Here is a 20,823-nt window from a genome sequence, read left to right on the forward strand (position 1 = left end):
GCGAGCGCAAACATCCTCAAGGCGTCTGGCGCGCGGGTTCTTCTGCCGGGGCGCCCTTGGCGCGATAACCCACCCACAACAGGCCCAGCCATATCGGCAGCACATAGACCGATACCGCGGCGCCCGGGGTCAGCAGCAGGATCAACAGAATCATCGCCATGAAGGCCAGACAGATCCAGTTGGTCAGCGGGAACCAGAACGATTTGAACACCAGCTGCTCGCCGACTTCGTTCTTGGCGCGACGGAACTTCAAATGGGTCAGGCTGATCATCGCCCAGTTGGTCACCAGCGCGGCCACCACCAGCGACATCAGAATGCCCAGCGCCTCGCCCGGCAACACATAGTTCAGGATCACGCAGGCGAAGGTCGCCAGCGCCGAAACCAGGATCGCCGTCACCGGCACGCCACGCTTGTCCACCTGCATCAGCGTCTTGGGCGCGTTGCCCTGCTTGGCCAGGCCGTACAGCATGCGGCTATTGGCGTAGACGCTGCTGTTGTACACCGACAGCGCCGCGGTCAGCACCACGAAGTTGAGCAGATTGGCGGTGAGGCCGGAACCGATCTGCTGGAAGATCATCACGAAGGGGCTGCCGCCGGACGCCACCTTGCTCCACGGGTACAGCGACAACAGCACCACCAGCGAGCCGATGTAGAAGATCAGGATGCGGTAGATCACCTGATTCACCGCCTTGGGGATGGTGGTGCGCGGATTGTCCGCCTCGGCCGCGGTCAGGCCGATCAGTTCCAGGCCGCCGAAGGAGAACATGATCACCGCCATCATCATGAACAGGCCGCTGAAGCCGTGCGGGAAGAAGCCGCCGTCGTTCCACAGATTGCTGAACGAAGCCTGCGGGCCGCCGGTGCCGGTCAGCAGCAGGTAGCCGCCGAACAGAATCATCGCGATCACCGCCACCACCTTGATCAAGGCGAACCAGAACTCCGCCTCGCCGTAAACCTTGACGTTGGCCAGATTGATGCCGTTGATACAGATGAAGAACACCAGCGCGGACACCCAGGTGGGCACGTGCGGCCACCAGTACTGGACATAAGCGCCGACGGCGGTGAGTTCGGCCATGCTGACCAGGATGTACAGCACCCAGTAGTTCCAGCCGGACAGGAAGCCGGCGAAATCGCCCCAGTAACGGTAGGCGAAGTGGCTGAAGGAGCCGGCTACCGGCTCCTGCGCCACCATCTCGCCCAGCTGGCGCATGATCATGAAGGCGATCAGGCCGGCGATGGCGTAGCCCAGAATCATGGCCGGGCCGGCGGCTTTCAGCACGCTGGCCGAACCGAGGAACAGGCCGGTGCCCACCGCGCCGCCCAGCGCGATCAATTGGATGTGGCGGTTTTTCAAACCGCGCTTCAAACCGGCTTCGTTTGAAATATCAGTCAAGGCTGCCCCCTCAATCATCATTTTCCAGCAACATTAATACCAACAGCATGACAATTCAGGCAAGCCGCGTCGTTTCTGTTGCAAACATCGACAAGCTGGACATTAAGCACCCAAGCAAGCCCCGCGTCAAACGACGACATTGGCTTTTTATGCCTTGAACGCGTCATATATTGAATACAATGAAATTAAATTCGATTATTTAAACAAATACTTTGCTCTAATTGCTCAATTACCTGCAGACTACTGCAAATTTCTGCCACAGCGCCCGTCTTGCGCGCCTATCAGCCGACTCGCATATAAGCAAGCGTTCGCTCGCTGATATCTTGATTTAAATCAAATCGCTAGCGCCCCCGGAGCACGGCTACCGCCGCCGCAAACGCTAACGATTCGCCACTTTTAGTAACAAATGGAAAACATTTGATTTGCAACTGTCTGCCACCATGAAGTGTCTGAATTTCATCTCACTCATCATGATTACGGCCGCATAGACGGCCTCGTTTTGGAGACGAACCATGAAACAATCCTTATTGATCGCCAGCGTGCTGGGCGGCGGCATCGCTCTCGGCGGCCTGGGCGTGGCCGGCTATCAGGCGGTGAAGTCCAATCCGCAAACCGCGGCCGCGCCGCAGCAAACCGCCAGCGCGCCGGCGGCCGCTTCCGCCGCCGCGGCGGCGCTGCCTCCCGCCGTGGCCTCCGCTCCGGCCGTACTTGCGGCGGCGGCGCCCGCCGCCGCGGTGCAAACGGCGCAAGCGGCGAGCAAGCCCGCCGAACCCAGCGCGCCGGCCAAGCCGGCGGCGCCGGTTCACGCCACTCACGCCCGCATCCTGGCGGTGACGCCGATCAAGGAAACCGTCAACGCGCCCAAGCAGGTCTGCCATCAGCAGCAAGTGACTCACCAGGCGCCGGTGCAGGATGAAAACCGCATCGCCGGCTCGGTGATAGGCGGCGTGATCGGCGGCGTGCTGGGCAATCAGGTGGGCGGCGGCAACGGCAAGAAGGCCGCTACCGTGATCGGCGCGCTGGCCGGCGGCCTGGCCGGCAACAAGGTGCAGGAAGGCATGCAGCAGCGCGACCAGGTCAACAGCACCCAGACCATCTGCAACGAGGTGAACGAGAGCAGCGAAAAAGTCGTCGGCTACGACGTCAAGTACTCGCTGGACGGCAAGACCGGCACCGTGCGCATGGACCGCAAGCCCAAGGGCAAGACCCTGCCGGCCAAGAACGGCAAGGTGCTGGTTTAGCATCCTGCTGTAGAGTTGCGCCGACTGGCTCAGCGCTGACGCTGATGCTTGCTAGCCACGCAAGCTGGCTCAAGACCATGCTACGCAAAAGCGGACCTCCCGGTCCGCTTTTTTCATGCCCTCAGCGCCAGCGCGCCGCCGCCGCCTCGGCGGCTTCCGGCGGGCCGAACAGCACCGTCCAGCGGTCTTTCCAATTGGGCGCGCGCCAGGCTTCGCGCAGCATGTCCCGCCATTCCACCACGCTGACCCACAGCGGATTGAAGCTGTTCACCGGCTTGACGGTGCCGTAGTCGCAAGGATCGTCGGCGCTCTCTTCGACATAGGTGCCGAACAGGCGGTCCCAGACCACCAGCACGCCGGCGTAGTTGTGGTCGATGTAGCGCGGATTCTTGGCGTGGTGGCCGCGATGGATGGACGGGGTGTTGAGCACGTACTCCAGCCAGCCCAGCTTGGGGCAGGCCTGGGTGTGCACGAAGAACTGGAAGGCCAGGTTCAGCAGCACCACGCCCACCACCTGTTCCGGCGGGAAGCCCAGCCAGGCCAGCGGCAGCCAGAACGCCCACATGCCGGCCAGCGGATACATCAGGCTCTGGCGGAAGGCGGTGGTGAAGTTCATGCGGGTGGAGCTGTGATGCACGCTGTGCGCCGCCCACAACCAGCGCACGCGGTGGCTGACGCGATGGAACCAGTAGTAGAGAAAGTCCTGGCCGATGAACAGCAGCAGGAAGCTGAGCCAGGAATCGGAAAACTGAAACAAGCGGTGTTGCTGGTAAATCCACGCGTACAAGGGCAACACCAGCACCCAGGCCAGCTTGTCCGCGCCCTGGTGCAGCAAGCCCAGGCAGGCGCTGCACACCGAATCGCGCCAATCGTAAAGGCTGAGCCGGCGCTGCCGGCGCAGATGCCACAACTCGCCGGCGACGAAGGCCAGAAACACCGGCGCCATCGCCAGCAGCAGCAGCTGTATGTCGAACTTCATCACCGCCTCCCGCTTGGGAACCGTGTCCGCGCTAACGCAAACACTTGATTGGAGTTTGAACTCTATAATTGCTCAAACGCCGAATTCCGGCAAGCGGGACAGCGGTGTTACTGCTGTTGGCGCGCGCGGAAGGCGGTCAGCGCCGCCTCGCGCTCGCTCCAGGTGCGGCTCACGCTCTTGCGCGCGGCCAGGCGCTGCAGATAGGCGTCGCGCTCGGGGAAGGCGGCGGTCACGTCTTCGCCCAGCAAGGCCTTGCTCATCTGCGACAGCGCCGGCAGGATGCAGGCGGCGCCGATGTCGGCGCTGCTGAAGTCCTCGCCACAGGCCCAGGGGCCGTAATCCAGCAGTTGGGCGCAGGCGGCCACGCCGCGCGCGATCTGCTGGCGCGCCGCGTCAATGGCGCCCGCTTCCAGCGGGCTGCCGAACAGCCAATGCCGGTATAGCGGCAACGCCGGCATCAGCACGTACAAATCCAGCATCGCGCTCAGTTGGCGCGCGTGGGCGCGGCCGTTGGGCGTCGGCGGCAGCAGGGAGGCGGTGGGGTAAGCGTCTTCCAGCCATTCCAGGATCACCGCCGACTCCGCCATCGCGTGGCCGCCCACTTCGACGAAAGGAATCTTGCCCATCGGGCTCTTCGCCAGCAGTTCTTCCTGCTGCGAAGGGCCGGTGAGGATTTCTTGGAAGTTGACGCCCTTTTCCAGCAAGGCGATTTTGACCTTGTTGTAATAAGGGGACAGCGCAGCGCCGTAAAGCTTGATCATCCAGGTCTCCAGGCAGGCGGGGCCCGCGGTTGCTGATGGTGGGCGGCCGGTCATGTTGCGATGCAAGGCCGGCCCGGCAGCATTATGCCATTAATCCAATTTACATTTAAAACCGACCGCTTGTCGGCCTCGCGCGGGGCCTTGCCGGCCCCGCGTCCGAAGAAGCCGGCTCACTTGTTCATGGCCACGGCTTTTTGCTGCAGCAATTGCCGGATCTGCGGCAGCGCCGCCTGCGCGGCGCGCTCCCCCTCCAGAATAGCCTGATGGCGCGCGTCGAATTGGGCGGAGCCGATATTCTGCACTTGCGGGCGGATCACCACGTCGGCCTGCTTCAGTTCCTGCGCCAGCGCCGGCCCGTTCATGATGTTCAGGCTCTGGTCCAGCATGGACAGGAAGCCGGTGGCCGCGCCCTTGCGCGGCCGCGCCGAGATGTCGACGGCGATGACGAAGTCGGCGCCCATCTCGCGCGCGGCGCTGACCGGCACCGGGCTGACCAGGCCGCCGTCGACATAGCTCTTATTGCCGATCTTCACCGGCAGGAAGACGTTGGGAATGCTGGCCGAGGCGCGCACCGCCTGGCCGGTGTTGCCCAGCCGGAACACCACCTTGCGGCCGCTGTCCAGTTCGGTGGCCACCGCGCCGAACGGCCGCGGCAGTTGTTCCATGGTCTTGTTGGCCACCTGGGCGTTGATCCAGCTCTGCAGCTTCTCGCCCTTGATCACGCCCTTGCTCGACAGCGTCCAGTCGGTGAGATTGGATTCGTCCAGCTGAATGGCGCGGCTCTGCAGCTGCATGCCGCTGAGGCCGGACGCGTACAGGCTGCCGACCACGCTGCCGGCGCTGGTGCCGGTCACCAGGTCCGGGGTGAGGCCGGCGGCTTCCAGCACCTTGATCACGCCGACATGGGCGAAGCCCTTGGCCGCGCCGCCGCCCAGCGCCAGGCCGATCTTGGGCTTGAGCGCCGGCTTGGGCGGCACCGCTGCGGGAGGGGTGGACAAGGTGGAACAAGCCGACAGCAGCGCGGCCATGCCCGCCAACAGCCAGGGGCGGAGTGTGTGTTTGCTAATCATGATTCCATCGGGCTTTCAGAGATCGGCGGCCGCCGGGCCGCCCCAACGGACGCGGAGTCCAGCATCACGTAATTCAGATGCCGCGCGCCCTCCAATTCGAAATGGCATTCGCCGTGGACGCTCATGCCCAGCCGGCGGTAGAAGGCGATCGCGCGTTCGTTGCGGTGCCATACCGTCAACCACAAACGCGGCTGACCGGGCAGGCCGGACGCCCATTGCCGCGCCGCCTGCAGCAAGCGCCGGCCCAGGCCCGCCCCGGTGCGGCTCTCCACCAGATAGAGCCGCTCGACTTCCACGCTGGGGAAATCGCAGCCCTGGCATCGGCTGTCCAGCTTCATCAGCGCGTAGCCGAGCAGAAAGCCGTCTTGCTCCATCGCCAGCAGCTGATGCGAGGGGCTGGCGATCAGCGCCTCGAAGTTGGCCGGCGTGAACTCGCTCAGCACATAGTCGGCCATGTCCCGGCGGACGCCGTCGGTGACGTAGGTGCTCAGCCATACCTGAATCGACAGGGCGGCCAGGCAGCCGGCATCCTTGGCCGTGGCCGGGCGGATGGTCGGCATCGACTTATTCCGGCCGCTTCTTGACGAACTCGATCACCTGGCGGCCGTCCTCGCTGAATTTGGCCAGCTTCTTGTCGCCGCCCTTCCAGGCGTGGCCGTACACCACCTCGTAGGTGGCCGGCAATTTGCCGTCGCGGCGCAGCGCCTCGTACGCCGCCTCCACCCGCTGCCAGGCGTGCTTGCCCATCAGGCCGCGGCCGCGGCCGCTGGTGGCGTTGTGCGCGCCTATGGCTTTCAGGTCCGCCATCACTTCGCGGGCGCGGCCGTAGGTCAGCACGATTTTTTCCATGTCCATCACCGGCTCGGCGAAGCCGGCGCGCATCAGCGCGTCGCCCAGGTCGTGCATGTCGATGAACTGGTTGACGTGGGTGGCGCGGTCCACGCCGGCGAAGGCGCCGCGCAATTCGTGCAAGGTGTCCGGCCCCAGCGTGGAGAACATCAGCATGCCTTCGGGCTTCAGCACGCGGCGGAATTCGGCGAACACGCTGTCCGGCACGTTGACCCACTGGATGGTGAGGCTGGACCAGATCATGTCCACGCTGGCGTCGGCCAGCGGCAGGCGCTCGACATCGGCCACCACCTGCCACGGCTGGCTGGGACGGAACAGTTTTTTCAACAGGCCGTCGCCGCTTTGCTGCTTGGCGCGCGAGGCTTGCAGCATCGCCTGCGCCAGGTCCAGCTCCACCACGCGCGCGTCCGGATAGCGGGCGCGCAGCTGGGCCGAGCCGTAGCCGGTGCCGGCGCCGGCGTCCAGCACCACTTGCGGCTGAAACTTGATGTAGTCCAGCCGCTCGGACATCCGGTCGGAGACTTCGCGCTGCAGGACCGCGGCGGAGTCGTAGCTGGCGGCGGCCTTCTCGAACGAGGCGCGCACCCGCGCCTTGTCGGTGTAAAACGCTTCAGTCATGCATGGGTTTCCAAGTGCTGGGCAAGCGCGGCGACGAATTCGGCTTCGTGCGACAGAAACGGCGCGTGCGACGCTTGCGGAAATTCATAAAGCCGGGCGTCGCCCAGCGCGTCGGCCAGCCAACGGCCGGCGCCTATCGGGGTGATGGCGTCGCGGGCGCCGTAGAACAGGCCCGTCGGGCACTGGATGCGGCCGGCCAGCGCGCGCGCGTCGGCCGTCAGCAACAATTCCAGCGCCGGCAGCAGGCCTTGCGGCCGGCCATGGGCGAACAGCTCCGCGCGCAAGGCCTTCAGCGTGTCGCGCGCCGACGGCGCGCCCATCATCTGCAAGGCCAGGAAACGCTCCAGCGTCTGTTCGAAGGCGCCGTCCAGGCTGGCGGCCACCGCTTCGATGGACTTGCGCTCCTGCGCGTGCGGCCAGCTGTCGTCGCGCACGAAGCGCGGGCTGGTGGCCACCAAGGCCAGGCTCTTGATCTTGTCGGGATGACGGGCCGCCCAATGCTGGGCGATCAGGCCGCCCAGCGACCAGCCCACCAATTGCAGCGGCAGCGGAAAAGCCTGATCCAGCAGATCGGCCACCGCGTCGGCGTCGAAGGAGGCCAGCGGCGCGGAGGCGCCGTGACCGGGCAGATCGACCAGATGCACGCAATGGCCGGCGGCCAATTGCGCCGCCACGCGGCTGAACACGCCGCCATGCAGGCCCCAGCCGTGCAACAGGACCACGTCCGGGCCTTGGCCCAGCGTTTCAACAAACAGACTCATGGACGACCAGATGGGGTGAAACCTTCATTTTCGCAAGATCGCGATGCGAAAGAAACCACCCAGGCCGGCGTCTTCGTCATGAACCTTGCGCAAACGGCAGGCCGCCAGGATATCTTCCAGCCGGCGGTTGATGTCGGTGGCGATCACGCGCGACAGCAGGTTGCTGGCGCTGCGCAACAGGGACGGCCGCCGGCCGTCGGGCAGGAATTTGTCGAACACCGTCGCCCGGCCGCCGGGCTTGAGCACGCGCTCCACTTCGCGGATGCAGGCTTGCGGGTCCGGCACCACCGCCAGCGCCAGGTGCAGCACCACCGCGTCGAAGCTGGCGTCCGGGAAATCCAGCGCCTGCGCGTCCATCACCCTGGCGTCCACCGCCATGCCCAGCGCCGCGGCGTGGGCGCTCAGCCGCGCCAGCATGCCGTCCGAGATGTCGATGGCGGCCACATGGCGACAGCGCACCATGAAGTCCAGATCCAGGCCGGTGCCGGCGGCCACCAGCAAGACGCGCTCTTCCGGCTGCGGATTGAGCAGGGCGATGGAACGGCGCCGGCGCGCGGCGAAAGCTTGCGCCAGCCGGTCGTAGACCGGCGCGTACAGATTGTAGCGCCAGCGGTTGAAGGCCTGCGGCCAGCGCCGCCATCCGCTAGCGCTCATCCTGGAACTCCTGGCGGAAGCGCGCCAGCCGCTCCCAGTCCACGCTCTGGGCCGGCGCCGGGGCGGCGAAGTAAAAGCCCTGCAGCTTGCCGCAGCCCATCTTTTTGAGCATGGCCAGCTGGGCGGCGGTTTCCACGCCCTCGGCCACCACGTCCAGGTCCAGCGCCTTGGCCAGCGCCAGGATGGCGCGTACGATGGCCGCCGATTCCTGGGTGCGGTCCAGGTCGAAGACGAAGGACTGGTCTATCTTCAGCACGTCGAAGCGATAGCGGTGCAGATAGGACAAGGCCGAATAGCCGGTGCCGAAATCGTCCAGCGCCAGCCTCACCCCCAACTCATGCAGCGCGTGCATCACGGTGGCGGCGATTTCCGGCTGATCGATCAGCGCGCTTTCGGTGATTTCCAGGTGCAGCGTCGCCGGCGGCAGCCGGTAATGCCGAATGCGCTCGCCTATCCAGGCCGCCAGCTCCGGATCGTGGAAATGCGCCGACGACAGATTGATATGCAAGGCCACTTCCGGCCCCACCCTGTCCTGGACCCGCCAGGCGCTCAATTGGGCGCAGGCGGCGTTCAGCATGTAGCGGTCCAGCCGGGTGATCAGCCCGCTCTCCTCGGCGATGGGCAGGAACAGGCCGGGCGAGATCAGGCCGCGCTGCGGATGCTGCCAGCGGGCCAACGCCTCGAAGCCGACCAGTTCGCCGCTGTCGCCGTCGATGAAGGGCTGGAAATACGGCTGCAACTGCCCTTCCTCTTCTAGCGCGCGCCGCAGCTCGCTCTCCAGCGCCAGCTGGTCCGCCTGGTTGATGCGCAGTTCGTGGTTGAACAGGGTGTAGCCCTGCCGGCCCTGCTGCTTGGTGCAATACATCGCGTGGTCGGCGTCGCGCAGCAGATCGTCGGCCTTGTGGTAATGCTCGTGGTCCGCCAGCACCACGCCGACGCTGGCAGTGGAGAACACCTCGCGCCCGGCCAGGATCACCGGCCGCTCGAACTCGCTGACGATGCGCTGCGCGATGCGTTCGCAGTCGCCGCCGCCGTCCATGCCGAACATCAGCACCGCGAACTCGTCGCCGCCCAGCCGCGCCAGAAAATCGTAATGCCGCAGGCAGGAGCGGATGCGCGCGCCGGCCTCGAACAGCAGGTGGTCGCCGGCCAGGTGGCCCAGGGTGTCGTTGACCAGCTTGAAGCGGTCCAGGTCGATGAACAGCACCGCGAAGCGTTCGCCGCCGCCATGCGAATACGTCTCCCAGGCCCGGCGCAGCGCTTTGGAAAAATAACTGCGGTTGGGCAGCTTGGTCAGCGGATCGTGCAGGCTGTCGAACTCCAGCTGGGCGTTGACCGCGTCCAGTTCGCTGGTGCGCTCGCGCACCCGCTGCTCCAGCTCCACGTAAGAGGTTTGCAGGCTCTCCAGCGCCTTGACCCGGGTCAGCGCCGCGCCGATGTGGTTGGCGACGAACTCCAGCACTTCTTGATCGCGGAAGTTGTAGACCACGTCCTCTTCATAGCTTTGCACCGCCAGCACGCCCAACAGATCGGTGCCGCAATACAGGGGCACGCCCAGCCAGCTCTTGGGCCGGGGCAGCTCCTCGTCGGCCTCGGGCTGGCGGTTCTGCTGCGAGTAGGGATCGATCAGCAAAGGCCGGCCGCTGTGCAGCACCTGTTCGACGAAACCCTTGCCCGGCCGGTGCGGCTTGAGCGGCGGCGCGTATTCGTCGGCGCAATAGGGGAAAGTGATGCAGTCCTCGGACTGGTCGTACAAGGCCACCAGGCAGTTGCGCGCCGGCACCATCTCGGCCAGCAGCCGGTGCAGGCCGCCGAGGAAGGCCTCCAGCGACAGGCTGGTATTGGACAGCTCCGCGATCCGGAATAGCGCGCCCTGAAAGCGCTCGGCGCGCTTGCGCTCGGCCACTTCCGCGCGCAGCCGCGCGTTGGCGCCTTCCAGCTCGCTGGTGCGCAGCCACACCTGGCGCTCCAGCTGGCTGCGGTGCAGTACCCGCTCCAGCACGAAGCCGACGTGGCGGGCGGCGAACAGGAACAACTGCTGCTCGGCCGAGGTCAGCGGCGTTTGATCCTCGTACAGCTGCAGCACCACCGCGCCGATCACATGGCCGCCGGCATTGGCCAGCGGCGCGCCCATCCAGCTGGCCGGCAACAGGCCCTGTCGGCTCAGGCCTTCCTGCTGGCACACTTCCAGCAGGCGCTCGCGGCTCAGCACCACCGGCTTGCCGCCGCGGATCAGCCAGGCGGTCAGCGACTGGGCGTGGCCGGCCAGCGGGAAGATGGCGTCGCTGGCGGGCGGCGCGGGGTCGCGCTGGTCGATGTAGAAGGGAAAGTGGATGACCTGGGCTTCGTCGTCGTACAGGGCGATGTAGAAATTGCTGGCGTCCATCAGCCGCATCATCTGGCGGTGCAGGCCGGGCAGCACCTGGTCGATGGTGCCGCATTCTTCGGCCAGTTGGGAAATGTCGAACAGGGCTTCATTGGCTTCGCGCGAGGCCACCTGCTCCGCGCCCAGCCGCGCGCACAGCAGATGGGCGCACAGCAGCGCGGCGGCCGGGTTCAGCGCCGGACCGGCGTCGCCGCGCCACACCAGCCAGCCCAGCACCTGTTCGCCGGCGCGCAAGGGCATCGCCTCGCAGCCGGCGTCCAGCCTGTCTCCGTCCGCCAGCGTCTCCGCGCCGGGCAAGGCGTCGGCGGCGCCCAAGGCCGCCAAGAGCTGCCAGGCCGCCCCCAGCTGCCGCCAGACCGCGGCAACGCGCACCCCTCCCTGCTCTTGCAGCAGAGACAGCGCCATCGCGGCGGCCTGCTCTGGCGTCGCCAGATATTCAGCCATGCTCTTCATGTGATTATCGTAGTATGAGTTAGCTGGAAAATCCGGCCATGCCGATGCGCCCCTCCCCATGGGCGCGTCGGCTCAGGACGCCGCGGCGCGCTGAATACAGGACAGCAGGCGCTGCAAGTGTTCCGGCTGGTGCATGGCCGACAAAGACAGGCGCAAGCGCGCGGTCCCGGCCGCCACCGTGGGCGGGCGGATCGCCGGCACCCACAAGCCCTGGTCGCGCAGACGGGCGGCCAAGGCCAACGCCTGTTCATCGCCGCCTATGATAAGTGGCTGAATCGGCGTTCGGGAAGCCCCTGCAGAGTATTTGAATTCAGATAGTCCGGATTTGAGGATTTCTATCGATTCGCGCAGCCGCGCGCGCCGCTCGCCAGCCTCGGCGATCAGACGCAGGCTGGCCAGGATTGCACAGGCCAGCGCCGGCGGCTGGGAGGTGGTGTAAATATAGCTGCGCGCGGAATTGATCAGCCATTCCACCAGGTCGGCGCCGCCGGCGATGAAGGCGCCGGCCACGCCGGCGGCCTTGCCCAAGGTCGCCATGTAAATCAAACGCGGGCTGGACAGGCCGTGCTCGGCCAGCGCGCCGCGGCCGTCGCCCAGCACGCCGAAGCCGTGGGCGTCGTCCACGTACAGCCAGGCGTCGTGGCGCTCGGCCAAAGCCAGCAGCGCCGGCAGCGGAGCTTCGTCCCCGTCCATGCTGTACACCGCTTCCACCGCGATCAGCTTGGTCTTGGCGTCGGACTCGGCCAGCAGGCGTTCCAGCTGCGCCAGGTCGTTGTGATGGAAGCGCTTGAACTCGGCGCGGCTCAGTCTACAGGCGTCGTTCAGCGAGGCGTGGTTCAGCCGGTCGGCGAACACCGCGTCGCCGCGGTCCAGCAAGCTGCTGACAATCGCCAGATTGGCCGCGTAGCCGGAACCGAACAATAATGCCGCCGGCTGACCGACGAACTCCGCCAGCGCCTCCTCGGCTTCTTGCTGCACGCTGAAGTGGCCGGCCAGCAGATGCGACGAACCGCCGCCCACGCCCCAGCGTTCGAGGCCCTGCTGCGCGGCGCGCACCAGAGCCGGATGATCGGCTAATCCAAGGTAATCGTTGCTGGCGAAAGAGACGTAGGAACGTCCATCCACCACCACTTCGACGCCCTGCGGGCTGTCGACGACCGCGCGTTGGCGACGGCGATGGGTGGCGGAAAGATCCAGCAGGGCGGCAGGCAGGTCTTGAAGGCGCATATCGGCTCGAAATATCCCGTGAAAAGGGCTTGGCCGGAACCGGCTCCGCCGACCGCCCAAGCTATTCCTTATATATACATTTTTTACATCGCCCGCGAATCCGCCGCCCAAACCGCTCAAAGCGGCGTCAGATCAAGCTTTTCCAGCAGCTGCCGGTCGGCGTCCACCTCGGGGTTGCCGGTGGTCAGCAACTTGTCGCCGTAGAAGATGGAATTGGCCCCGGCAAGGAAGCACAAAGCCTGCGTGGACTCATCCATTTCACGGCGTCCGGCGGACAATCGCACATAGGTTTTGGGCATCACGATGCGGGCCACCGCGATGGTGCGCACAAACTCGGTCCAGTCCAGCGGCGCGGCGCCTTCCAGCGGCGTGCCCTCTACCTTGACCAGCTTGTTGATCGGCACCGACTCCGGTTGCGGCTCAAGATTCGCTAGCTGTGCAATCAGACCTGCGCGATCGTTGCGGGTTTCATTCATGCCAACAATACCACCGCAGCACACCGACAGACCGGCGCTGCGTACTTTTCCCAAAGTGTCGAGACGATCTTCGTAGTCGCGGGTGGCAATGACATCAGAATATTTGTCCGGCGAGGTGTCCAGATTGTGATTGTAATAATCCAGGCCCGCCGCCTTCAGTTTTTCCGCCTGGCCTCCTTTCAGCAAGCCGAAAGTGGCGCAGGTTTCCAGGCCCAAGGCTTTGACTTCCTTGACCATTTCCAGGGTTTTCTCCAGGTCCGCGTCCTTGGGGCCGCGCCAGGCCGCGCCCATGCAAAAGCGGCTGGCGCCGTTGGCCTTGGCCGCGCGCGCGGCGCTCAAGACCTCGTCCACCGTCAGCATCGGCTGATTGGGCACCGGCGTGTCGTGATGCGTCGATTGCGGACAGTAGCCGCAGTCCTCCGGACAGCCGCCGGTCTTGATGGAAATCAGCGTGGACAGCTGCACCTTGGTGGGGTCGAAGAACTGGCGATGGATCTCGGCGGCGCGAAACACCAGCTCCATGAAGGGCAGCGCCAACAAGGTTTCGATTTCCGCCACAGTCCAGCTGGGGGACTCCGGGTGCGGGGTGGCGGAAGGCTTGAATTCGATAGCGGAAGAATGCATGGTCTATCCTGGCTGTGGCCGCTGTCCGGCGCTGGAACACCTTGATCAGGCAAGGATAATTCCAGCTCGCGCCGTCAGGACCGTCAGAGTGCCACGCCCGGCCGGGCGTGGGGCGAATCAGCGCATCTTGCTGGGGAGGACCTTATGCTGTCAAACCTGAAGAGACTCATAATTGACAGTTGCACAATATTTAATCAGCCATGCTGGCTCTGCGGAGACTGGCGGGCAGACCGGGGCTTTTGCGGCGACTGCCGCCGGCAACTGCCGGCGCTGCCGTCCACGCAATGCGCGCGCTGCGCGGAACCGCTGCCCGTCTCCGGCGGCTGCTGCGGCCAATGCCAGCGCCGTCCGCCCGCCTTCGACGCCTTGTACGCGCCCTACCGCTTCGACTACCCGCTCGCCGCGCTGATCCACGCCTTCAAATACGGAAAACAGCTGCAAATGGGCGCGGCGCTGGGCGGCCTGCTCGCCGATTTCGCCCGGCCGCGCAGCCCAAAATATCACCTCGTCATTCCCGTTCCATTGGCAAAAGAACGACTTGCCGAGCGCGGTTTCAATCAAAGTCATGAGCTGGCGAAAGCGATCGCTGCTACAATGGCGAGCCGTTTGAGCGCCGAGTTGTGTTGGCGAAAATACAACACTCCGCCCCAAGCCTCGCTCGGACGCGCCGAACGCAGGAAAAACCTCCGCCATGCTTTCGGCGTAAATTGCCGCTGTGACGGGCTTTCCATCGCCATTGTCGATGACGTCGCCACCAGCGGCGCCACCCTGTCGGCGCTGGCCGAAATTTTGAAAAAACAGGGGGCAAAACGGGTCGATGGCTGGGTGCTCGCCAGGGCCTTTTCTCCTAAAACTTGACCAAGATTTTGATTCTTTGGAACAATCCAGCCTGCCAACGATGTTCACTGTAATTCTTTTTCAGCCGGAAATACCGCCCAACACGGGCAATGTGATTCGTTTATGTGCCAACACCGGCTGTGAACTGCATCTGGTCAAACCCATGGGCTTCCCTTTGGAGGACGCCAAGCTGCGCCGCGCGGGACTCGATTACCACGAGTACGCTCGCGTAGTGGTTCATGAGGATTGGGCGGCTTGTCAAGAGACTTTGCGCGGACGGCGTATTTTCGCCGCCACCACCAAGGGCTCCGAGCGCCATGACCGGATATCCTATCAACCTGGGGACGTTTTTTTGTTCGGTCCCGAATCCCGCGGTCTGCCGCCTGAAGTGCTGGAGTCTTTGCCTGCCCAGCAGAGGATTCGTTTGCCGATGCGTCCAGAATCAAGAAGTCTCAATCTTTCGAACGCGGTCGCGGTGACGGTGTTCGAGGCTTGGCGACAGCTCGATTTCGCAGGGGGAAGCTGAAGCGGTTCGCAGATCGGCCCAACAAGGGACTCTGGTAAAGCCCGGACTGAGCGCTTACATGCAAGCGCGAAGCGCCGACGATCAAACGGCGCGCCGAGTTTTCGCAGTGGTTCCGACAGCATAAGGGAGATCTATGCAATCAGTACTCCGATGGCTGTGGCTTGTGTTCGTCAGTCTCGTACTCGTGGCCTGTTCCACCGTGAAGACGGCCAGCGCCACCAACCAGTCGGCCTCCTCGTCGACCGGCAACAAGAAAACCGTTGCCAAGAATGGAGCTTATTTCCAGAACGATGGTCCCGCCGACCATATTCCGGTCAACCTGAACCTGGTGCCGGACGCCGTGCCGCAGGAAGAGCCGCTGATCAAGTCGGCCAATCTGCCCTACACGGCGCTGGGGATGAGCTTCCGCCCCGACACGCGCGAAAAGCCCTATCAAGCCACGGGCCGCGCTTCCTGGTACGGCAAGCAGTTCCACGGCCGCAAAACGTCTTCCGGCGAGAAATACGATATGTTCGCCATGACCGCCGCCCATCCGACGCTGCCGATCCCGAGCTACGCCCGGGTCACCAATCTGAACAACGGCAAATCCGTGGTGGTGCGGGTCAATGACCGCGGCCCCTTCCACAAGAGCCGCCTGATGGACCTGTCCTACGCGGCGGCCTATCGCCTGGGCTTCATCAAGCAAGGCAGCGCCAAGATCGCCATCGAACGCGTGTGGCCGGACGCCGGCGGCGAGAACGTCGCCAGCACCCATCCCGTCAGCACCGCGCGCCGAGCCGAGGACACGCCCAAGTACCTGCAACTGGGCAGCTTCTCCAAACTGGCCAACGCCGAGGCGATGGTGCAGAAAATGCTGGGCGAGATGGACGACAAGTACGAATCCAAGCTCGGCATCGTGAACCAGGAAGGCGTCTACAAAGTGCGCCTGGGGCCGTTCCGCTCCAGCGACGCGGTGCGCAACGCCGCCGAGAACCTGCACGTGGAAACCGTGGTCACCAGCCTGTAAACCGCAAGACGGTGTCCATGACAAAGGCGAAGGAGTCATCTCCTTCGCCTTTCTTGTTTCCGCCGCCGATAAAAAACCCCGGCAAGCTGCTGCCGGGGTAAGCCTGATCCATCCAGGCCCCGCTCAGGGAGGCAAGCGGGAGGTGTTGGCCACCTGCTTGTTTAGGTGGAGGCCTGTTCCTAAAGTTCCGGCGGCGCGGCCTCGTCCTCGGCCGGCTGTCCCATGTGCTGGTCGAACCAGCCGTTCACCACCCGCTCCACGTCCTCCACCCCGCTTTTCTTCAGGCTGGAGAACATCTGCACGCTGACGTCCGGATAGTCATTCAGCTCGCGCTTGACCAGGGCCAGCACCTTGGATTGCTCCTGGCGCGACAGCTTGTCGGCTTTGGACAACAGGATGTGCACCGGCCGCCGGGTCACGCGGAAGAACTCCAGCATCTTGCGGTCCAGCTCTTTCAAGGGATGGCGCGCGTCCATGATCAACAGCAGGCCGATCAGGCTCTGGCGCGATTGCAGATAGCGTCCCAGCAGCTCCACCCAGTGCGCGCGCACCGCTTCCGGCACCTCGGCATAGCCATAACCGGGTAAATCGACTAGAAAACATTCGTTGCCCAGCTCAAAAAAATTGATGTGCTGGGTGCGGCCCGGCGTCTTGGACACCCGCGCCAGACGGGCGTGATTGGCCAGTGTGTTGATGGCGCTGGACTTGCCGGCGTTGGAGCGGCCCACGAAGGCGACCTCCGCGCGGGTGGGCGGCAAGTCCTTCATGTGGTTGACGGTGGTATAAAATCGGGCGTTTTGAAAAGTCGACATAGTAGTAAGGGTGAAATCAGTTGGTATAGAATAGCAGGTTTGAAATTGCCACTTTTACAGATATTTAGGGATAGCCCCTAAAGGAGCGACCATGAAACGTATGATGCTGTTGGCGATGGCGGCTGCAACCCTGGCCGGAAACGCGTTGGCGGCTACGCCGGTAGCCGTCAAGGCGGACCCGGTGAAGGCCAAACAGATCGTAGAAACGGTTTGCGCGGCTTGCCACGGCACTGACGGCAACAGCGTAGCCGCGGCCAATCCCACGCTGGCGGGTCAGAACGCGCACTATCTGTACACCCAGTTGAAAGCGTTCAAGGCCGGCGTGCGCAAGGACCCGACCATGCTGGGCATGGCCTCCATGCTGTCCGAAGACGATATGCGCAACGTCGCCGCCTACTACAGCGAGCAGAAGCCCAAGGACCGCGAAGCCTCCGACAAGACGCAAATGCCGCTGGGCGCCAAGATCTACCGCGTCGGCAACGCCGGCACCCAAGTGCCCGCCTGTATGTCCTGCCACGGCCCCGCCGGCAAGGGCCTGCCCGACCAGTACCCGCGCCTGGGCAGCCAGCACGCCGGCTACATCGTCAAGCAGCTGAACGAATTCAAGGGCGGCGCCAACCGCAAGAACGGCCCGATGCAGGACATCGCCAATCGCATGAGCGACGCCGAAATGAAGGCGGTGGCCGAGTACATTTCCGGCTTGCGCTAAGCGTTGAGCAGCCCGGCCGCCACCGGCCGAGCCTGACGGCCCCTCAGGGGCCGCCCCTGCGGGGGCTCCGCCGCCCGCGCTCCGGGGCGCGCCGGCAACTTTGGCCGGCACGCCGGCTCAAAAGGGAAGACTCGTCAACGAGCTTTCCTTTTTGCACTTTACGCCACTATGAAAAAAACTAGCCGCAACAGCCTGGCTCACGCCTGGTATGAGTTGCTAAGCTCGATGCGCTTCGCCATCGGTCTGTTGACGATACTGGCCATCGCCTCGGTCATCGGGACGGTTCTGAAACAGAACGAACCCTATCCCAATTACGCCTTCGAATTCGGGCAATTCTGGTTTCAAGCGTTTGAATGGCTAGGCTTGTACGACGTCTACCATTCGGCGTGGTTCCTGACCATTCTCGCCTTCCTGGTGCTGTCCACCAGCTTGTGCATTCTGCGCAACGGCCCCGGCTTCATCAAGGAAATGCGCGCCTACCGCGAAAAGGCCTCCGACAACTCGCTGGCGGCGATGAAGCACAGCGCCAGCTTCGAGGCCGAAGGCTTCGACGCCGACGCGGCGCGCGCCTATCTGCAGGCCCAGGGCTTCCGCCTCAAGGAGCAGCCGCGCGCGGACGGCGGCCTGGTGCTGGCGGCCAAGAAAGGCGCGGCCGGCAAGCTGGGTTATTTCTTCGCCCACATCGCGCTGGTGGTGATCTGCATCGGCGGCCTGCTGGACGGCAACCTGCCCTTGAAAATCGGCGAGCTGACCGGCCAGGTGGTGCCGGAGACCCGCGATGTGCCGCAGAACCAGATTCCGGCGGCCAGCCGCTTGAGCTCGAACAATCTGTCCTTCCGCGGCAACGTGACCATCGCGGAGAACAAAAGCGCCGACGTCACCTTCCTCAACGCCGGCAACGGCTATCTGGTGCAGGAACTGCCCTTCATCATCACCTTGAAGAAATTCCACGTCGACTACTACAGCAACGGCATGCCCAAGCTGTTCGCCAGCGACATCGTGGTCACCGACAAGGCCAGCGGCAAGACCACCGAAGCCACGGTCAAGGTCAACCACCCGCTGATCGTGGACGGCATCGCCATCTACCAGTCCAGCTTCGGCGACGGCGCGTCCCCGCTCAAGTTCAAGGCCTGGAACCTGGCCGCGCCGCAGGCGCGCCCGACCGAGGTTCCGGCGGTGTCGATGTCCAGCCAGCCGCTGAAGGCCAACGGCAAGGATTACACGCTGGAAGTGGGCGAGCTGCGCGTCTTCAACATCGAGAACATCGGCAAACCCCAGGAAGGACAGCGCACCCTGTCGCAACGCATGCACGACGCACGCGAGGTCAAGCAGGACAAGCAGCTGAAAAACCAGGGGCCGTCGATCAGCTTCAAGCTGCGCGACGCCCAGGGCCAGGCGGTGGAGTTCATGCATTATATGGCGCCGATTCAGCAGGACGGCGCCAGCTATCTGATGGCCGGCGTGCGCAAGACCGTGGCCGAGCCGTTCCAGTACGTGCGCATCCCGCTGGACGAGGAGATGAGCGTGGAGCGCTTCATGCGCCTGCGCGCCGCGCTGCAGGACCCGGCCCGCTACGACGAGATCGCCCGCCGCGCCGCGCACAAGGCGCTGAAAGGCGACGCCATCAGCCCGGCGATGCAGCAGCAGTTCACCGACAGCGTCAAATGGGTGCTGGCGCGCTTCGGCGACAGCGGCTTCGTCGGCCTGGAGAAGTTCCTGGACGACCGCGTGCCGCAGGACAAGCGCCAGGCGGTGGCGCAAACCTATATCAAGATCCTGCAAGGCGCGGTGGTGGACGTGATGTCGGTGGCCGACGAAAAAGCCGGCCTGCCGCCGATGAAGCTGGACAGCGAGCATTACCGCTTCCTACTGGACAGCCTGGTAGCGGTCAGCTCGCTGCACGACTACGGCGCGCCGGTGTTCCTGCAGCTGGAGGGCTTCGAGCAGGTGCAGGCTTCCGGCCTGCAACTGACCCGCTCGCCCGGCAAGACCCTGGTCTATCTGGGCTCGGTGCTGCTGGTCTTCGGCATCATCCTGATGTTCTACGTGCGCGAGCTGCGCCTGTGGGTGCGCGTCAACGGTTCCAAAGTACGGGTCGCGATGACGTCAAACCGGCATAATCGCGATCTGGACGGCGACTTTGCGCGCCATACTCAACTTATCAAACAGCTGGTACGAGGTGCATGATGGAACTGGCCCACGCTTCTTTCTCGCGGCAGCCGCTACTGAAACGGCTGAACCTGGCCGACTGGCTCTACGCGCTGCTGGTGCTGGGCGCCGCCGGCTACAGCTACGCGCTGTACAACCATTACATGGACGGCTACGAGCAGGCCATCCTGGCCGGCTCGGCGCTGGGCCTGATCGGTCTGGGCTGGTTCTGGAAATCCTGGCGCTGGTTCTTCCCGCTGGCCGGCTGTATCTCGCTGCTGGCGATCCAGGTCTACCAGCATGAGCTGGCGCGCGGCCAGACCGCCTTCTTGCTCAAATACATGCTGTCCAGCCAGTCCTCCATCATGTGGATGTGCACGCTGTTCTTCCTGGCGGCCTTTTCGTACTGGGTCGGCTTGCTGACCCGCTCCGACACTCTGAACCGCATGGGCAGCGGCCTGACCTGGGCCGCGTCGGTGATGGGCCTGGCGGGCCTGTTCACCCGCTGGTACGAAAGCTATCTGATCAGCCCGGACATCGGCCACATCCCGGTGTCCAATCTCTACGAAGTCTTCGTGCTGTTCACCCTGATCACCGCGCTGATGTATCTGTACTACGAAGCCAAGTACGCGGCGCGGCAGATGGGCGCCTTCGTGCTGCTGGTGATCTGCGCCTCGGTCGGCTTCATCCTGTGGTACACCTTCGACCGCCAGGCCCACGAGATCCAGCCGCTGATCCCGGCGCTGCAATCCTGGTGGATGAAGATACACGTGCCGGCCAACTTCGTCGGCTACGGCGCCTTCGCCATCGCCGCCATGCTCGGCATCGCCGAACTGCTGGCGCTGAAGGGCTGGCTCAAGGACAAGCTGCCGCCGGCCGAGGTGCTGGACGAGGTGATGTACAAGGCCATCGCCGTCGGCTTCCTGTTCTTCACCATCGCCACCATTCTGGGCGCGATGTGGGCCGCCGACGCCTGGGGCGGCTACTGGAGCTGGGACCCGAAGGAGACCTGGGCTCTGATCGTGTGGCTGAACTACGCCGCCTGGCTGCACATCCGCCTGGTCAAGGGCTGGCGCGGCGCGGCGCTGGCCTGGTGGGCGGTGGTGGGCCTGTTCGTCACCAGCTTCGCCTTCCTCGGCGTCAATATGTTCCTGGCCGGCCTGCACTCCTACGGCGGCCTGTAACAAGCGGCTGACGATCCCACCCCGCCGCGGCGGGGTTTTTTCTTGCCGGCGCGGCCGGGCGCGACGGATTTTTGTTAATCGCGCCCCGACTGTGCTATTTTTACCCCGT

19 protein-coding genes are annotated in these 20,823 nt (G+C 64.4%); 7 read left to right on the forward strand and 12 right to left on the reverse strand.

All coding sequences use genetic code 11. The annotated features are described in order from the left end of the window. Positions 1-16 precede the first annotated feature (16 nt). Positions 17-1,393, reverse strand: coding sequence for an amino acid permease (locus VK98_RS08340; protein ID WP_231589231.1), 1,377 nt, complete (start codon positions 1,391-1,393; stop codon positions 17-19). A 512-nt stretch (positions 1,394-1,905) separates the two neighbouring features. Between VK98_RS08340 and VK98_RS23270 the strand changes: the two genes are divergently transcribed. Continuing rightward, entirely contained in the window at positions 1,906-2,634 is a 729-nt protein-coding gene (locus VK98_RS23270) for a glycine zipper 2TM domain-containing protein (RefSeq protein ID WP_082158831.1), read from the forward strand. Between the two features lie 121 nt (positions 2,635-2,755). On the opposite strand, the gene VK98_RS08350 is transcribed toward VK98_RS23270, so the two are convergent. From VK98_RS08350 to bioB, 10 genes are all read right to left on the reverse strand, one after another. Further along, a complete protein-coding gene (locus VK98_RS08350) occupies positions 2,756-3,613 on the reverse strand; it encodes a sterol desaturase family protein (protein WP_048413591.1) in 858 nt (285 codons plus the stop codon). A 107-nt stretch (positions 3,614-3,720) separates the two neighbouring features. Then, entirely contained in the window at positions 3,721-4,374 is a 654-nt protein-coding gene (locus VK98_RS08355) for a glutathione S-transferase family protein (RefSeq protein ID WP_048413592.1), read from the reverse strand. Positions 4,375-4,544: 170 nt separating this feature from the next. Continuing rightward, positions 4,545-5,444: a patatin-like phospholipase family protein gene (locus VK98_RS08360; protein ID WP_048413593.1), complete on the reverse strand. Its 900-nt coding sequence runs from the start codon at positions 5,442-5,444 to the stop codon at positions 4,545-4,547. After that, positions 5,441-6,004 (reverse strand): GNAT family N-acetyltransferase, encoded by a 564-nt coding sequence (locus VK98_RS08365; protein WP_048413594.1) that lies wholly within the window; start codon positions 6,002-6,004, stop codon positions 5,441-5,443. Before VK98_RS08365 ends, VK98_RS08360 begins: the two co-directional genes overlap by 4 nt. Positions 6,005-6,008: 4 nt before the next feature. Further along, on the reverse strand, positions 6,009-6,911 hold the full coding sequence (bioC, locus tag VK98_RS08370; protein ID WP_048413595.1) for a malonyl-ACP O-methyltransferase BioC: 903 nt from the start codon (positions 6,909-6,911) through the stop codon (positions 6,009-6,011). Further along, positions 6,908-7,672: a pimeloyl-ACP methyl ester esterase BioH gene (bioH, locus tag VK98_RS08375; RefSeq protein WP_048413596.1), complete on the reverse strand. Its 765-nt coding sequence runs from the start codon at positions 7,670-7,672 to the stop codon at positions 6,908-6,910. The genes bioC and bioH overlap by 4 nt, the downstream gene beginning before the upstream one ends. A 24-nt stretch (positions 7,673-7,696) precedes the next feature. Further along, the gene (locus VK98_RS08380; RefSeq protein WP_048413597.1) at positions 7,697-8,326 is read right to left on the reverse strand and encodes a class I SAM-dependent methyltransferase; all 630 of its coding nucleotides are present in this window, start codon (positions 8,324-8,326) and stop codon (positions 7,697-7,699) included. Continuing rightward, positions 8,316-11,165, reverse strand: a complete 2,850-nt coding sequence (locus tag VK98_RS08385) for an EAL domain-containing protein (protein WP_082158833.1) — start codon at positions 11,163-11,165, stop codon at positions 8,316-8,318. The genes VK98_RS08380 and VK98_RS08385 overlap by 11 nt, the downstream gene beginning before the upstream one ends. Before the next feature lie 72 nt (positions 11,166-11,237). Then, entirely contained in the window at positions 11,238-12,392 is a 1,155-nt protein-coding gene (bioF, locus tag VK98_RS08390) for an 8-amino-7-oxononanoate synthase (protein ID WP_048413599.1), read from the reverse strand. 116 nt (positions 12,393-12,508) lie between these two features. Next, positions 12,509-13,492, reverse strand: a complete 984-nt coding sequence (gene bioB, locus VK98_RS08395; RefSeq protein WP_048413600.1) for a biotin synthase BioB — start codon at positions 13,490-13,492, stop codon at positions 12,509-12,511. Positions 13,493-13,636: 144 nt separating this feature from the next. Between bioB and VK98_RS08400 the strand changes: the two genes are divergently transcribed. From VK98_RS08400 to VK98_RS08410, 3 genes are all read left to right on the forward strand, one after another. Continuing rightward, a complete protein-coding gene (locus VK98_RS08400) occupies positions 13,637-14,350 on the forward strand; it encodes a ComF family protein (RefSeq protein WP_048413601.1) in 714 nt (237 codons plus the stop codon). Between the two features lie 40 nt (positions 14,351-14,390). Continuing rightward, entirely contained in the window at positions 14,391-14,855 is a 465-nt protein-coding gene (locus tag VK98_RS23275; protein WP_082158834.1) for a tRNA (cytidine(34)-2'-O)-methyltransferase, read from the forward strand. A 133-nt stretch (positions 14,856-14,988) separates the two neighbouring features. Then, positions 14,989-15,861, forward strand: coding sequence for a septal ring lytic transglycosylase RlpA family protein (locus tag VK98_RS08410; protein ID WP_048413603.1), 873 nt, complete (start codon positions 14,989-14,991; stop codon positions 15,859-15,861). A gap of 179 nt (positions 15,862-16,040) precedes the next feature. Here the strand turns inward: VK98_RS08410 and yihA are convergent, their stop codons facing one another. Beyond that, entirely contained in the window at positions 16,041-16,673 is a 633-nt protein-coding gene (yihA, locus tag VK98_RS08415) for a ribosome biogenesis GTP-binding protein YihA/YsxC (protein WP_048413604.1), read from the reverse strand. Positions 16,674-16,764: 91 nt separating this feature from the next. Between yihA and VK98_RS08420 the strand changes: the two genes are divergently transcribed. From VK98_RS08420 to ccsB, 3 genes are all read left to right on the forward strand, one after another. Next, positions 16,765-17,382: a cytochrome c gene (locus VK98_RS08420; protein ID WP_048413605.1), complete on the forward strand. Its 618-nt coding sequence runs from the start codon at positions 16,765-16,767 to the stop codon at positions 17,380-17,382. Positions 17,383-17,550: 168 nt separating this feature from the next. After that, positions 17,551-19,569 carry a cytochrome c biogenesis protein ResB gene (locus VK98_RS08425; protein WP_048413606.1) on the forward strand — a complete coding sequence of 673 codons (2,019 nt, stop codon included), beginning with the start codon at positions 17,551-17,553 and terminating at the stop codon, positions 19,567-19,569. Next, positions 19,569-20,714, forward strand: coding sequence for a c-type cytochrome biogenesis protein CcsB (ccsB, locus tag VK98_RS08430; RefSeq protein ID WP_048413687.1), 1,146 nt, complete (start codon positions 19,569-19,571; stop codon positions 20,712-20,714). The genes VK98_RS08425 and ccsB overlap by 1 nt, the downstream gene beginning before the upstream one ends. Positions 20,715-20,823: the final 109 nt, after the last annotated feature.

The sequence above is a fragment of the Chromobacterium sp. LK11 genome, assembly GCF_001043705.1.
Classification (GTDB): domain Bacteria; phylum Pseudomonadota; class Gammaproteobacteria; order Burkholderiales; family Chromobacteriaceae; genus Chromobacterium; species Chromobacterium alkanivorans.